At 66.8% G+C, this 14,107-nt stretch carries 11 protein-coding genes, 3 tRNA genes and 1 pseudogene; 4 read left to right on the top strand and 11 right to left on the bottom strand.

The window, feature by feature from the left end:
* Positions 1–153 precede the first annotated feature (153 nt).
* From AC5P9P_RS06620 to AC5P9P_RS06600, 5 genes are all read right to left on the bottom strand, one after another.
* Positions 154–1,944: an acyl-CoA dehydrogenase C-terminal domain-containing protein gene (locus AC5P9P_RS06620; RefSeq protein WP_049402547.1), complete on the bottom strand. Its 1,791-nt coding sequence runs from the start codon at positions 1,942–1,944 to the stop codon at positions 154–156.
* 65 nt (positions 1,945–2,009) lie between these two features.
* Positions 2,010–2,486, bottom strand: a complete 477-nt coding sequence (locus tag AC5P9P_RS06615) for an LEA/WHy family protein (RefSeq protein WP_049431924.1) — start codon at positions 2,484–2,486, stop codon at positions 2,010–2,012.
* Between the two features lie 169 nt (positions 2,487–2,655).
* The gene (locus AC5P9P_RS06610) at positions 2,656–3,207 is read right to left on the bottom strand and encodes a lipocalin family protein (RefSeq protein ID WP_049431927.1); all 552 of its coding nucleotides are present in this window, start codon (positions 3,205–3,207) and stop codon (positions 2,656–2,658) included.
* 193 nt (positions 3,208–3,400) lie between these two features.
* Positions 3,401–3,476 (bottom strand) — tRNA-Phe (locus tag AC5P9P_RS06605).
* Positions 3,477–3,549: 73 nt separating this feature from the next.
* A tRNA-Phe gene (locus tag AC5P9P_RS06600) sits at positions 3,550–3,625 on the bottom strand.
* Between the two features lie 336 nt (positions 3,626–3,961).
* Here AC5P9P_RS06600 and curA point away from each other — a divergent pair.
* Positions 3,962–4,992: pseudogene (gene curA / locus AC5P9P_RS06595) on the top strand (NADPH-dependent curcumin/dihydrocurcumin reductase).
* A 37-nt stretch (positions 4,993–5,029) separates the two neighbouring features.
* Here curA and AC5P9P_RS06590 read toward each other — a convergent pair.
* Positions 5,030–5,872 carry a bifunctional transcriptional activator/DNA repair enzyme AdaA gene (locus tag AC5P9P_RS06590; RefSeq protein WP_033833223.1) on the bottom strand — a complete coding sequence of 281 codons (843 nt, stop codon included), beginning with the start codon at positions 5,870–5,872 and terminating at the stop codon, positions 5,030–5,032.
* Between the two features lie 132 nt (positions 5,873–6,004).
* Here AC5P9P_RS06590 and AC5P9P_RS06585 point away from each other — a divergent pair, with 132 nt between their 5' ends.
* Positions 6,005–6,766: an SDR family oxidoreductase gene (locus AC5P9P_RS06585; RefSeq protein ID WP_033833222.1), complete on the top strand. Its 762-nt coding sequence runs from the start codon at positions 6,005–6,007 to the stop codon at positions 6,764–6,766.
* A gap of 6 nt (positions 6,767–6,772) precedes the next feature.
* On the opposite strand, the gene AC5P9P_RS06580 is transcribed toward AC5P9P_RS06585, so the two are convergent.
* The gene (locus AC5P9P_RS06580; protein ID WP_033833221.1) at positions 6,773–7,258 is read right to left on the bottom strand and encodes a hypothetical protein; all 486 of its coding nucleotides are present in this window, start codon (positions 7,256–7,258) and stop codon (positions 6,773–6,775) included.
* A gap of 161 nt (positions 7,259–7,419) precedes the next feature.
* Here AC5P9P_RS06580 and AC5P9P_RS06575 point away from each other — a divergent pair, with 161 nt between their 5' ends.
* A complete protein-coding gene (locus tag AC5P9P_RS06575; RefSeq protein ID WP_169448320.1) occupies positions 7,420–7,590 on the top strand; it encodes a hypothetical protein in 171 nt (56 codons plus the stop codon).
* 61 nt (positions 7,591–7,651) lie between these two features.
* Here the strand turns inward: AC5P9P_RS06575 and AC5P9P_RS06570 are convergent.
* Positions 7,652–7,727: transfer RNA gene (locus tag AC5P9P_RS06570), tRNA-Ala, on the bottom strand.
* 237 nt (positions 7,728–7,964) lie between these two features.
* Here AC5P9P_RS06570 and AC5P9P_RS06565 point away from each other — a divergent pair.
* The gene (locus tag AC5P9P_RS06565; RefSeq protein WP_033833220.1) at positions 7,965–10,295 is read left to right on the top strand and encodes a TonB-dependent receptor; all 2,331 of its coding nucleotides are present in this window, start codon (positions 7,965–7,967) and stop codon (positions 10,293–10,295) included.
* Between the two features lie 88 nt (positions 10,296–10,383).
* Here AC5P9P_RS06565 and AC5P9P_RS06560 read toward each other — a convergent pair whose 3' ends face one another.
* From AC5P9P_RS06560 to rnd, 3 genes are all read right to left on the bottom strand, one after another.
* On the bottom strand, positions 10,384–12,456 hold the full coding sequence (locus AC5P9P_RS06560) for a DUF4034 domain-containing protein (RefSeq protein WP_495232659.1): 2,073 nt from the start codon (positions 12,454–12,456) through the stop codon (positions 10,384–10,386).
* A gap of 118 nt (positions 12,457–12,574) precedes the next feature.
* Positions 12,575–12,931 (bottom strand): hypothetical protein, encoded by a 357-nt coding sequence (locus AC5P9P_RS06555; RefSeq protein ID WP_053091541.1) that lies wholly within the window; start codon positions 12,929–12,931, stop codon positions 12,575–12,577.
* 68 nt (positions 12,932–12,999) lie between these two features.
* The gene (gene rnd / locus AC5P9P_RS06550) at positions 13,000–14,079 is read right to left on the bottom strand and encodes a ribonuclease D (protein ID WP_049402434.1); all 1,080 of its coding nucleotides are present in this window, start codon (positions 14,077–14,079) and stop codon (positions 13,000–13,002) included.
* Positions 14,080–14,107 lie beyond the last annotated feature (28 nt).

Genomic DNA, 14,107 nt, shown 5'->3' with positions numbered 1-14,107 from the left:
CACAGTCGCCAGCGGCTGGGCCGGATCGCGGAGCGGGGTTTACGGCGTGTCCTGCCAGCCCACACCGCCCCGCCATCCACCGGGATCCAGCTGTTGCTATTGCGGTTGCCGGCCAGCGGCCGGCGCTACCGCGGGTGCCGGGCGGCAGCCGGCTCAGGCGCCGAAGCGCTCGTCGTCCATCGTCATCAGCGGGGCGGCGCCGGACTGGATCGCGGCGGCGTGGCTGAGCGTGCGCGGCAGCACGCGGGCGAAGTAGAAGCGAGCGGTTTCGCGCTTGCCCTGGGCGAAGGCGGCGCCGTGCGCGCTGGCGTCGGCGGCGGCCACGCTGCGGGCCCACCAGTAGGCCAGTACCACGTAGCCCGAATAGAACAGGTAGTCGTAGCTGGCCGCACCCAGTTCGTCTGGATTGCCGGCCGCGCGCTGCAGCACGTCCAGGGTCAGCTTGCCCCATTCGGCGGCCTTGGCGCGCAGCGGGCCGATGAACTCGGCCAGCGATTCGTTGCCTTCATGCTCCTTGGCGAAGGCTTCGATCTCGGCCAGCATCAGCTTCAGGCCGGCGCCCTGGCTGGAGGCGGTCTTGCGGCCGATCAGGTCCAGCGCCTGGATGCCGGTGGTGCCTTCATACAGCGTGGTGATGCGCGCATCGCGGGCCAGCTGCTCCATGCCGTGTTCGCGGATATAGCCGTGGCCACCGAAGCACTGCAGGGCGTTGTAGGTGTTCTCGATGCCCCATTCGGTCTGGCAGGCCTTGGAGATCGGGGTCAGGAAGCTCACCAGGGTGTCGGCGCGCTCGCGCTCGGCGGCGTCCTCGGCGTGATGGGCAACGTCGATCAGGGTGGCGGCGTGCAGGGCCAGCAGGCGGCTGCCCTCGACCAGCGACTTCACCGTCAGCAGCATGCGGCGCACATCCGGGTGCACCAGGATCGGGTCGGCCGGCTTGTCCGGGAATTTCGCACCGCTCAGGGCGCGCGACTGCAGGCGTTCACGGCTGTACTTCAGTGCGTTCTGGTAAGCGCGCTCGGACAGGCCGATGCCCTGCAGGCCGACGCCCAGGCGCGCGGTGTTCATCATGGTGAACATGGCCTGCAGGCCCTTGTGCGGCTGGCCGACCAGGTAACCCTGCGCACCGTCGAAGTTCATCACGCAGGTGACCGAACCCTTGATGCCCATCTTGTGCTCGATCGAGCCGCAGCGCAGTGCGTTGCGCTCGCCGACAGTGCCCTCGCGGTCGACCTTGAACTTGGGCGTGACGAACAGTGAGATGCCCTTGGCGCCCGGAGGGGCGTCGGGCAGCTTGGCCAGCACCAGGTGCACGATGTTTTCGGTCAGGTCGTGCTCGCCGGCGGTGATGAAGATCTTGGTGCCGGTGATCGAGTAGCTGCCATCGGCGTTCGGCTCGGCCTTGGTCTTCAGCAGGCCCAGGTCGGTACCGCAGTGCGGCTCGGTCAGGCACATGGTGCCGGTCCAGCGGCCCTCGATCAGCGGCTTGAGGAAGGCCTCGTGCTGCCAGGCCTCGCCGTGCTGCTTCAGCGCTTCGATGGCGCCGTGCGAGAGCAGCGGGAAGTTGCCCCACGCCAGGTTGGCGGCGTTGATCATTTCGTTGAGCGGCACGCCAAGGGTGTGCGGCAGGCCCTGGCCACCCAGTTCCGGCGAGGCGGTCAGGCCGGTCCAGCCGCCATCGACGAACTGGTCGTAGGCCTGCTTGAAGCCGGGCGGGGTGGTCACTTCACCGGTGGCCTGGTCGAGCACGCAGCCGATCTCATCGCCAACGCTGTTGAGCGGGGCCAGCACGGTGGCGCTGAAACGGCCAGCTTCTTCCAGCACGGCATCGACCACGTCGGCGGTGGCGTCGGTGAAGCCCAGGCGGGCGAACAGGGGTTCGACCTTGAGCACGTCGTGCAGGGCGAAACGGAGGTCGGAAAGCGGGGCGGTGTAGCTGCTCATCGGTACGTCTCGATTTGATCAGGGCAGGGGAGAACGGCGCCAGGCGCCGCGACGGAAGGTGGAAATCAGCGCAGCACGCCCGGCAGGCCCGGGGCCTGGTTGAGGGTGCTGCGGCTGCTGATATCGAAGCTGCGCTGCTTCTTTTCCTGCGGCGTGGCCGCGACCGTTCCCTTCAGGCCATAGGCCAGGGTGTGGTTGCCGGCCAGTGCATCGGCCACCACCAGGCGTGCGGCCGAACTGGGCACCAGGTCGACATTGATGACATCCGCGGAGGTGCCGCCGATGGAGATACCGGGCTTGGCCTGCAGGGTGCCGGCCTCGGCATCGCCGACGCTCAGCGCCAGCGACACATCATCGAAAGTCATCGGCATCGAGCTGAAGTTCTGCAGGCGCAGCGCCACGGTCCAGTTGCCGTCGGCGCGCACGGTCAGCTGCTGCAGGCTGGCCGCCGGTTCCGAAACACGCTTGACGATGCCGTTGCCACAGGCGGCAAGGGCGAGGGTGCTCAGGACGATCAAGGCGATACGGAAACGGTGGAGCATGGGCGCAGGTCCTCTGGAGGCGGTGCGTTGGAATAAGCATACTACGGCGTATGGTCGTTTGGATCGCCTGTGGCGAGCCGTCGCAGAGGGTAGCGCGTGAAGATGGCGGCGGGGCGTGCGCAGCGCTGGATCTTCGGGCGCACGGTGCGCGTACGGATTGAACTGCGGCTCAATCGGTGGGCGTATCGCGAAGCGGGGCCATCAGGCGCAGCGGGCGCAGGTCGTAGCCCATGGCTTCGGCTTTTTCCTTCAACTGCTCGAACCGGGCGCGGTCCATTTCCGGCAGGCGCGAGAGGATCCACAGGTATTTCCGGTCCGGTTCACCAACCAGGGCCCACTGGTAGTCCGGGTCCAGCGCCAGCACCCAGTAGTCGGCCCAGACCAGTGGCACCCAGCTCAGCCAGTCCGGAACGAAGCGCACCTGCAGTTGGCCGGGATGGCCAGCCACCGGGCGTGCAACGCCTTCGGCGATTACGCGTTCTCCGTCGGCGTTGCGGCAGGCATTGGTGACACTGATGCGGCCATCGCGGCGCAGCCCGTAGTTGGCGGTGATCTCGCCGACGCACTGCTTCTGGAATGACACCGGCAGGTGAGCGATCTCGTGCCATTGGCCTGCATAGCGGTCGATGTCCAGCGTGTCGACTGCACGCACCGGTTCGGCGGCGATCACCGGGGCGGCGGCCAGCAGCAGGCAGGCGAGCAGGGTGGGGCGCAATTGCATCGGCAGGCTCCGGCAGGAATCTGCAGCGTAGGTGCCGCGGCGGGTACCGGTGTAAATGTTTCGTCAACCAGACGGCGGTGGCCCGGCATGGATCGAGGCCATGGAAGGGGCCAGCGCCAGGTAGATCCACGCCATGCGTGGATGGCAGGCCGCACGCAAAAAAAAGACCTGCATTTCTGCAGGTCTCTGAAGATGGTGGCCGAAGACGGAATCGAACCGCCGACACGGGGATTTTCAATCCCCTGCTCTACCAACTGAGCTACTCGGCCAAATTGTGTGGCAACCGTGATCAAACCCGGTTTCCGGAAAAAAAAGACCCGCATTTCTGCAGGCCTTCGAAAGTGGTGGCCGAAGACGGAATCGAACCGCCGACACGGGGATTTTCAATCCCCTGCTCTACCAACTGAGCTACTCGGCCACATGTTTCGTTGCAGCGAGGTCGCTGCCAAGGACGCGTATATTACGGAGGTCGGCTGCCTTCGGCAAGCGTTTTGCCAAGATTTCTTCACATTGCCGTCTGTGGGCTCGCAAGTGCTTGATCCTCCGTTGTGGGGCGGGGGCGTGGTCAGTCGATCATCGTCTGCGGTGGAAATCAGCAGATCGCCGCGATCGCCAAAGCTGCAAGGGCAAGGGCTGCGCCGGACCCGCGCCGCGCCGGTCCATGGAACGCTGTTTTCATGGCCGTCGCCGGCAATCGTTGCGGCGTAGTGTCGGCATTCCTTTCCTGATGCTGGCAACAGCAGAGCCGGTCACCATGTCCGATTCCCTCGCTACCTCCACCTCCCGTATCGTGCTGGCCTCGCGTCCGCAGGGCGCACCAGGCGCGGCCAACTTCCGCCTGGAACAGGCTGCGCTGCCGGCATTGGGGGATGGCGAAGTGCTGCTGCGCAACCGCTACCTGTCGCTGGACCCGTACATGCGTGGACGCATGGACGAGGGCCCCTCGTATGCCGCGCCGGTGGCGGTGGGCGCGGTGATGGAGGGCCAGACCGTGGCCGAAGTGCTGCGATCCAACGCCGAAGGTGTGGCGGTCGGAGATCTGCTGCTGGCGCCGGGTGGCTGGCAGACCCACGCAGTGCTGCCGGCCAAGGCGCTGGGGCGTCGGCTGGATCCGGCCGGCCTGCCGCTGAGTACCGCGCTGGGGGTATATGGCATGCCCGGCTTCACCGCCTATTCCAGCATGCACGAAATCGCCCGTTTGAAGCCGGGTGAGTCGCTGGTGGTGGCTGCCGCGACCGGGCCGGTGGGCGCGACGTCGCCCAGCTGGCCAAGCTGCAGGGCGCGCGCGTGGTCGCCATCGCCGGTGGCGAAGCCAAGCGTGCCTACCTGCAGACGCTGGGCGTGGACGTGGCGCTGGATTATCGCGCGGCTGATTTTGCCGATCAACTGCGTGCGGCAGTGCCTGCCGGCATCGACGTGTACTTCGAGAATGTCGGTGGCCATGTGCTGGATGCAGTGCTGCCGCTGCTCAACGACTTCGCCCGCATTCCGGTGTGCGGCACCATCGCCACCTACAACGAGCGGGGCATCGAGCAGCCCGGCCCGGACCGGTTGCCCGCACTGTTCAGCCAGATCCTGCGCCAGCGCCTGACCGTGCGTGGTTTCATCGTGCACGACTTCAACCACCTGTGGCCGGACTTCGAACGCGAGATGCGGCAGTGGCTGCGCGAAGGTCGCATCCAGTACCGCGAGGATGTGGTGGAAGGACTGGAGAATGTGCCGGAGGCGTTCTTTGGGCTGTTGCAGGGGCGCAACTTCGGCAAGCTGGTGGTGAAGCTGGATTGAGGGCTTGGCGGCGTGCCGACCAAGGTCGGCACCTGCTTCAGGCAGTCGTGGCCTTTTCCCGGCGCAGCAGTTCGCGCTTGCGCGCTACGCCCCACGCATAGCCGGACAGGTCACCGTCGCGGCGTACGACCCGGTGGCAGGGCACCGCCACCGCCAGCGGGTTGCTCGCGCATGCGCGGGCCACCGCACGGCTCGAGCGCGGGGCGCCGATGCGCGCGGCGACATCCGCATATGACGCGGTCTGCCCGCGCGGAATCTGCTGCAGTGCCTGCCACACCCGTTGCTGGAACGCGGTGCCGCGGATATCCAGCGGCAGCGTGGCGCCGCGCGAAGGATCCTCGACCAGGCCCACCACCTGTGCCACCAGTTGCTCATAGCCCTGGTCGGCACCGACCAGTTCGGCCTGGCGGAAGCGTTGCTGCAATGACTGCAGCAGCGTCTCCGGATCGTCGCCGAGCAGGATCGCAACCACGCCGGTGGCACTGCTGGCCACCAGCACGCTGCCCAGTGAGCTTTCGGCAAGCGCGAAGTGGATGACTTCGCCGCGACCACCTGCGCGCCATTGCTTGGGCGTCATGCCCAGCAACTTCGGTGCGTTCTCGTAGAAGCGCCCACTGGAACCGAAGCCGGCATCGTGGAAGGCATCGGTGATGCGCTCCTGTTGTTCCAGTCCGGTGCGCAGGCGGTCGGCGCGCAGCGCGGCGGCGTATTGCTTGGGGGTCAGCCCGGTGGCCTGCTTGAACAGACGATGCAGGCGCGTTGGGCTGCAGCCGGCGATGTCGGCCAGCTCCTGCAGCGAAGGTTCGTCGAGGCTCGCCTGAAGGTGGCGGCAGACCCGTTCGACGCGGGCATCGAAGGCGGTGGTGGCGGTACTGTCCATGGCCGGATTCTGGCACGTGCCGGTGCTGCGGAAACTCCGTTTCCTGCACCGACGGGCCAGGCCCGGAAACGGAGTGTCGGCAGGGGAGATGCGCGGCATCGTGGCGGCCACTTCACAACCGGTACTGCCACCATGCGCCTGAACAACAAGATCGCCCTCATCACCGGAGCCAGCGCTGGCATCGGCCGCGCCAGCGCGCTGCGCTTCGCCGCCGAAGGGGCGAAGCTGGTGCTCAACGCACGGCGGCCGGAGCCGCTGCTGGCGCTGGCCGAGCAGATTCGCGCCGCCGGTGGCGAAGCCGTGGCGCATGCCGCTGACGTGGCTGACCCGGGCACGGCACAAACGCTGGTCGATCTGGCCCAGCGGTCCTTCGGCGGCCTGGACATCGCCCTCAACAATGCCGGCATGCTCGGCCCGGGCGTGCCGGCGGCGGAGTTCCCGGTGGACGCCTGGCGTGAAGTGATGGCCACCAATCTGGATGCGGCCTTCCATGCGGCACGTGCGCAGTTGCCGGCACTGCTGGCGCGCGGCGGTGGCTCGCTGGTGTTCGTTGGCACTTTTGTCGGCCACACCGTGGGCTTCCCCGGCATGGCGGCCTATGCGTCGAGCAAGGCCGGGTTGATCGGCCTGAGCCAGGTGATCGCCGCCGAATACGGTGCGCGCGGCGTGCGCAGCAACGTGCTGCTGCCCGGTGGCACCGATACCGAGATGGGCCGACAGGCGGCACCGACCGGCGATGCGCGCGACTTCGTGCGCTCGCTGCACGCACTGAAGCGCATGGCCGAGCCGGAGGAGATCGCCAACGCGGCGCTGTTCCTGGCCAGCGATGAAAGCAGTTTCGTTACCGGAACCGCGATGCGCGTGGAGGGTGGAGTGTCTATCACACGGACCTGAGCGGGGTCAGGAGTGTGGCGCGTAGCGGATACCGCTGCTGGCCATGAAGCCCCTCGGATCGAAACGGGCCCAGGCTTCGCCCCAGTCGAACCGGGCGTGGCCGCCGGCCAGCTTGCGACCCAGCGCCGCACCCAGCGTGCGGCGCATGAAGGTGACTTCGGCATCGATCGCGGCCTGGGTCGGCCAGCCGTCTTCCAACGTCGCACCGGGTAGATCGACGCCCATCGTCACCATGTCGAGCTGTTGCCCGTGGAAGCACAGGCTGATGCCAGCGGGCGCGCCGCCCAGGCTGAGCCGGTGCAGGCTGAGCCAGACGTAGCCGGTGCCGACATCGCGCTCGCCATGCATCAGCGTGACGAAGGCGACACGCGCCTCATCCCGTGCCAGGGTGGGGCCGATCAGAGTCGGCAGATTGCCGAGCTGGATGCTGCCGTCGGTCGCATCAATGATCATCGGCACGGCGTGTGCTGCGCGCTGGGCAGAAGAGGGCATGGCGTACCGGTGGGCGTTGTTCCTCGGATTCTGGCTGCGCGGGGGCAGTGGCGGCAAGCCAGTGCCTGCACATGACGTTGGCGCAGGACTGACCTGTGGATTACCCGCCAGCCTCTAGCGTGGTGCACAGCGTTGGCCTGCCGCCGACGAGGGAGTTTTCGATGAACGAGCGAGACAAGGATCAGGACCCGAAGCAGGGCGTCCAGGAAAGCCGCCAAGACAGGAAGCAGGACGATGTGGCCAAGCAGCGGCCGGGGCAGCGCGATCAACAGGTGCGCGATGCGCACTCACGCGGCCCGCGGCGCAAGGACGGCGACCAGGAGCCGGCCTGAGTTGCCGGCGCTGAAAAGAAAAACCCGCAGATTACGGAGATCTACGGGTTCTTCTGAATAGTGGTGGAGCCAAGGAGGATCGAACTCCTGACCTCGTCATTGCGAACGACGCGCTCTCCCAGCTGAGCTATGGCCCCACGGCAGGGCTTCAGTCTAGCCAAGCGCCTGCCGCTTGCCAAGCCGATCAAAGGAATTTCATGTCGAGGCGCGAGGCACATCAGCGGGTGACTGTGCCGAAACCGCTTGTTTCGCCGGGTTTGGGCGCCGCGCAACGAAATCGTAACAATTTGGGGGATAATGGCGGCTTGCGCAGTTCTCCTCCTTTTTGCCGCCCGGCCCGCGCAGGCCGCACGGACGCCTCCTCAGAGCATTTCATGCCCTCCCATTCCGATTCCCGCCGCCTGTCGGGTCTGTCGTCTTCCCTTGTTTCCTTCCGCCGCCACCCGCTGGCTCTGGCCTGTGCCGGCCTGGCCCTGGTCGGCAGCTTCGGTGCCGCCGCGCAGGACAGCGCGCCGACCCCGACCGGGCTGGACACCATCACCGTGACCGCCGAACACCGCGAGCAGAACCTGCAGGAAGTGCCGGTCTCGGTGGGCGTGGTGCAGGGCGAGCGCATGCGCGACTTCACCGCCGGCGGCGATGACACCCTGCTGGCGCTGTCCGGCCGCGTGCCGAGCCTGTATGCGGAAACCACCACCGGCCGCATCTTCCCGCGCTTCTACATCCGTGGCCTGGGCAACATCGACTTCTACCTGGGTGCCTCGCAGCCGGTGTCGATCATCCAGGACGACGTAGTGCTGGAGCACGTGGTGCTGAAGTCCAACCCGGTCTATGACGTGGACCAGGTGGAAGTGCTGCGCGGCCCGCAGGGTTCGCTGTTCGGCCGCAACACCACCGCCGGCATCGTCAAGTTCGACACCCTGAAGCCGACCCAGGATTACACCGGCCGCGTCAGTGCCAGCTATGCGACCTATAACAGCGTGTCGATCGACGGCGGCTTCGGCGGCCCGATCAACGACATCGCCTCGTTCCGCGTGTCGGCCCTGTACCAGCACCGCGACGACTACGTCGACAACACCTACAAGGGCCCGAGCGCCGACGGCACGGTCAGCCCGAAGAAGAACGCCATGGGCGGCTTCGATGACCGCAACGTACGCGCGCAGCTGCTGCTGACCCCGAGCGACCAGTTCTCGATCCTGGCCTCGGCCCACGCTCGTGATTACGAGGGCACCTCGACCCTGTTCCTGCGCGGTGCGCTGACCAAGGGCTCGAACAAGACCGACGTGCCGCGCGACAAGGTCGCCTACGACGAAGCCGACAACAATCCGCAGGCCTACAAGACCTACGGCGGTTCGGTGAAGGCGCGTTATGACTTCGGCGCGATCGACTTCACCTCGATCACCGCCTACGAAACCACCTCCGGCTACAGCCGCGGCGACACCGACGGCGGCGCCGCGGTGAACTTCCCGGTGAACGGCGTGCCGAACGGTTACGGCCAGTCGATGGGCCGCATCCGTGACCTGGACCAGTGGACCCAGGAATTCCGCCTGGCCAGCCATGATGACAGCGCCCTGCAGTGGCAGGCCGGTGCGTTCTACTTCAATGGTAGTGACACCACCGACTTCTACCAGCGCGCGTGGTTCCTGCAGGGCGCGGCCCGCAACCCGAACAACTGGGTGCGCCTGCGCAACAAGAACACCTCGTGGGCCGGTTTCGGCCAGATCAGCTACGCCTTCACCGACAAGTTCACCGTCACCGCCGGCCTGCGCCAGACCAAGGACGAGAAGCACACCCGCCTGCTGAAGACCGCTGACACTGCCGCTGGCGTGGTCACCTACAAGGGCCGCACCGACGTCAGGATGTCCGACACCACCCCGAGCTGGGATCTGAGCGCGATGTATCAGATCACGCCGGACGTGAGCGTCTACGCCAAGGTCGCGCGTGGCTTCCGCGGCCCGACCATCCAAGGGCGTTCGGCGGTGTTCAACGCCGATTTCACCACCGCCGATTCCGAGACCATCCTGTCCTGGGAAGCGGGCGTGAAGAGCAGCCTGTGGGACAACCGCCTGCGCCTGAACGCCACCGCGTTCACCTACACCGTCAACGACATCCAGCTCAACGGCAACGATTCGGACGGCAACGGCGTGCTGTTCAACGCCGACAAGGCCAAGGCTTACGGCTTTGAAGCCGACATGGAGCTGCGCCCGATCCCGAACCTGACCCTGAGCGCCGGCGTCAGCCTGCTGCACAGCGAGATCAAGGACAAGCGCGTGTATGCGCAGGTCTGCGGCCTCAACGGCCAGGTGGTGTGCACGGTGAATGACCCGACCATCAAGGTCGGTGCCAACACCTTCGCCCAGATCGACGGCAACCCGCTGCCGAACGCGCCGAAGTACAACGTCAACCTGGCCGCCCGCTACGACTTCCCGGTCAGCGACGCGGGCACCATGTTCGTGTCCACCGACTGGAACAAGCAGGGTTACACCAGCTTCGTGCTGTACGACAGCAAGGAGTTCAACTCCAAGGGCGATTTCGAGGGTGGCCTGAAGATCGGCTACTCGGGCAACTACGGTGCCTACGAAGTGGCGCTGTTCGCGCGCAACATCACCAATGAGAAGAACCTCAAGGGTGTGATCGAGAACTACATGGCCGCGGTCTACAACGAACCGCGTACCGTCGGTGTCTCGCTGAACATGAACTGGTAATGCGCTGTCGCGGTGGCGGGTCGTCCCGCCATCGCGCTGCTGGAATGAGAAGGGCGGCCCGGATTACCGGGCCGCCCTTTTCGTTGCTTCAGACCGCAGTGAGGTTGCTGTCCTGGCTGCGCTGGCCGAAGGTCAGGGCCCAGGTGGCGCTGTCCACCTGCTGCCGGTCCTGTTCCTGCTGCTTGCGTGCGCGGCTGGCACCGAACCAGCGGCCTTCGCCGTTGATCAGCGGTGCCATGCGTACCACGTCCACATACTCCGGATCGATCTCGCTGGCACGCTGCAGCCAGGTCAGGGCGAGGAATGCATTGGCCGGGACGCCGCTACCGAAGTGGTAGATGTCGGCCAGATAGCTGGCAGCCCACAGCTTGTCGTCGTCGTCGCCGCGCCACCACAGCGGAATCAAGGCGCGTTCGACCGCTTCGCGCTTGTGCGCGTCGTTCCGGCCATCGAATGCCAGGCAGGCCAGGTTGCGGCAGGTTGGGCCCCACACGCGCTCGCCGGCCTCGGCCTCATCCAGGCAGCGCAGGTACAGCTCGCGCGCACGCGCTTCATTCTCCGCGCCGCCTGCGGCGACGAGGCGCACGGCCAGGTTGTAGGTGGCGATCAGGTCGCCGCCTTCCACCGCACGCTCCTGCCAGAAGGCGGCCTTTTCCGCATCGGCGAACTGCGGTTGGTCGCGGCCGCCGAGGCGGCCCTTGTAAAGGTCGCACAGTGCCGACATCGCGCCGGCGTCGCCATCGTCCGCCATGCGCTGCAGCAGCGACAGGCCTGCGGCTTGCGAAACATCACAGAACAGATTGGCGGCGAACGTCACCGCCGAGGTGTCGTCCTGCTGCGCAAGCTTCAACGCGCGCTGCAGCAGGACACTGGCGCGTGTCGGGTCGCTGGCCTGGCCGAGCAGGCCATGCTCGATGGCGGTGGCGGCCCACAGCAGGCCGATCGCCGAATCGCCTTCGCGCGCGGCATAGTCCACCACCTGTGCGAAAAGTGCTCCGGCGCCGTCGACATTGGCGAACCAGGCGCAGGCCTCCAGGTTGCCGAGCCCCTCATGCAGGACCACATCGCGGTCCAATGTCCATGCCTGCTGCAGATCTTCAAGCACCGCCTGCATGTGGTCCGGATCCCACTGCACGACGCCTTCGCTGTCTTCAACGCGGCCAAGCCGGTAGCGCAGCCCGGCGCGCTGGGCCAGCACCTGCGCGCGCAGGTGGCGGTCCAGGTGCCAGTCGAGGATCTGCGTGTAGGCGCGCTCGTGCGCGGCCACGGCGTCGGCATCCTCGCGGTGGGGCAGATCGCCCATCCAGTCCTGCTCCTTGTGCCACCGCAGCGCGTTGCTCTGCGCCAGTTCCAGGCCACGGCACCAGCTGCCCTCGATGAAGTTCTCCATCGCCTCATGGCTGCCGCCCCAGCGCGGGTACAGGAAGTACAGGGTGTCTTCCAGCGTGGCCAGATCGTCCGGGCGCTGCTCCAGCACCAGGCGCATCCAGTACGCCAGTGGTGCGTCGAAATCGTCCTGGCTGCGCTCGCGCAGCAACGGGGGCAGCGTATCCGGCAGCGTCTGCAACGGCGTGCCGAAGCGCGACAGCAGCTGCAATGCCTTTGGCCAGGCTTGAGGGTAGTGCTCGGCCAGCGTGGCGTCATCGGATGCGGCGGGTTCCCTGGCCTGCAGCGCACGCAGCCAGTTCGGTTCGCGCAGATAGCTGGTGATGCGCTTGATGCCGTCCAGCGCCAACGCAGGTCGTGGCGACAGCGGCATCGCCTGCAGGTAGGCGTGCACGGCATGGTCGCGGGCCAGCTGCGCCGCCAGCCACTGGCTGTCTTCGACCAGTGCGGCCACGTCGGCGCTGCGCAGCTCGCCGGCAGCGTCCTGCCAGCAGGCGCCCAGGCAAAGCCAGGCGTAGTAGCTGCCGGAGGCGGCCGAGGCCCACTGCTGGGCCTGTTGCAGGCGGGCTTCCAGTGTCAGCGTGGCGTCGTGCAGGTTGCGCAGCCGCCAGCGGATGCCGGGCAGCGCATTCTCTCCCTGCAGCCAGGCCAGCTCATGTGGAGCAAGCAACGCATCCAGTTCGGCATAGCGCCGTTCCTGCAGCGCAGTGCGCGCCTGCACGCGCCAGGCAAGGTCTTCGGGGGAAAGCCCGTCTTTTGCAAATCCGTTTGTCATTGCTGCAATCCAGCGAGTACGAGGCTGGACATTAGAAGCGCGGTCGTTAGCGGCGGCAAGCAGGACATGCGGCTGCCGTGTCGATGGCATTCAGCAGGAGGCTTGAAGGTGAATCCCGTCACCCGGTACAGGCGTTCGCGTTGCGGATCGTCCATGTGCAGCGGAAAGGCAAGCAGCAGCTCGGGCCGGTAGGCGAGTGTGCCCTGGCCCTGTCTCTACGCCTCGATTCCGGGAAATAGCCGAGCATCAGGGCGTGCGGATGCAGCCAGGGTTCGAACTTGTCCTGCTCGCTGGCAGCGGGGGCCGGTTCGATCAGGCGTGCCGAAAGCGCGAGGTAGTGAACCGAACGGGCCAGGTCCAGCCCGCCGGTCAGTGCCGCGTAGGCGTTGAGCTGGCTGCTGTGATCCATGCAGGGGTGCTGCTGGCCAGCAGCAGCGAGCCGATCATCCATCGTGACATGCAGGAAGAGGGCCATGCAGGCACGCAGCAATGTCCTTGTCGAGCATTGGCAGGGCCGCCCCGTGAGGCGGCCGATGCGGGTTGCTAGTTCCCCGGCAGCAGCGCCTGCAGGCGCGACTCCAGTTCCTGCTGGCGCCAGCCGGCCAGTGCGGCGGGCCATTGGCGACGTTCCAGATAGCTTTCCAGGTGCTTGCGCGAGGCAAGGATGCCATCTGGCAGTCCCAGCTCGCGGCTGCGTTCGGCCACGGCATCCTGCAGCTTCTTCAGCGCCTGCTTGTTGCTGTCGTTGGCCGGCAGCGCCAGCGGCGCGTCGGCTTCGTCGGCCAGCGGCGTGGACAGCGCTTGCCACACGGCGCTGGCCAGCTTGCGCGGTGCCTTTGGGAACTGCTCGAACAGCTTGCCCAGCGCTGCCTCGTCGGCCGGAGGCGTGCGCGCCAGAGTGGCGGCCAGTTCGTTGTCCAGGATCCAGCTTCGCGGGCGGTCGCTGCTGCGTGCCTGCACATCACGCCAGCGCAGCAGGCGCAACAGGCGGTGCTGCGCGGCGGCATCGAGGAACTGTGCCGAGCGCATCGCCAGGTGCGGCCAGCGATCTTCATCGTTGGCGACGCTGGCCAGCAGGCGCTCGCCATCGTCGTGCAACCACTGCTGGCGGCCCAGCGCCTGCAGCCTGGCATCAATGGCGTCGTGCAGCGCGAACAGGTGCTCGACATCGTCGGCGGCGTACTGCAGCTGCGACTCGGACAGCGGGCGGCGCATCCAGTCCGAGCGGGTCTCGCCTTTGGCCAGCGCCACTCCGGTGATCTCCGCCACCAGCTTCTGGTAGCCCATGCCGCCGCCGATGCCGGCCAGCGATGCCCCGATCTGGGTGTCGAACAGCGGTCGCGGCAGCACGCCGCAGGCCCACTTGAAGGCAACCAGGTCTTCGCTGGCGCTGTGCATTACCTTGGTGATGGATTCATCGGCCAGCCAATGCGCAAGCGCCTCGGTCATGCCGGGAATCAGCGGGTCGATGAGCAGGATGTCCTGCCCGACCGCCATCTGCACCAGGGCCAGCTGCGGCCAGAAGGTGCGTTCACGGATGAATTCGGTGTCCAGGCCGATGCGGGTCGGGCGCTGCTGGAAGTACGCATCCAGCTCGGCGGGGGTGGTGATCCAGGTTGCCACGGGTCAGGGCCTACTACTCGGGTTTGCT

The sequence above is a fragment of the Stenotrophomonas sp. YJH_SMC_14-1 genome (genome assembly GCF_059372275.1).
Note: the sequence above shows the minus strand (reverse complement) of the source record. Positions and strands in the feature narration are given on the sequence as shown.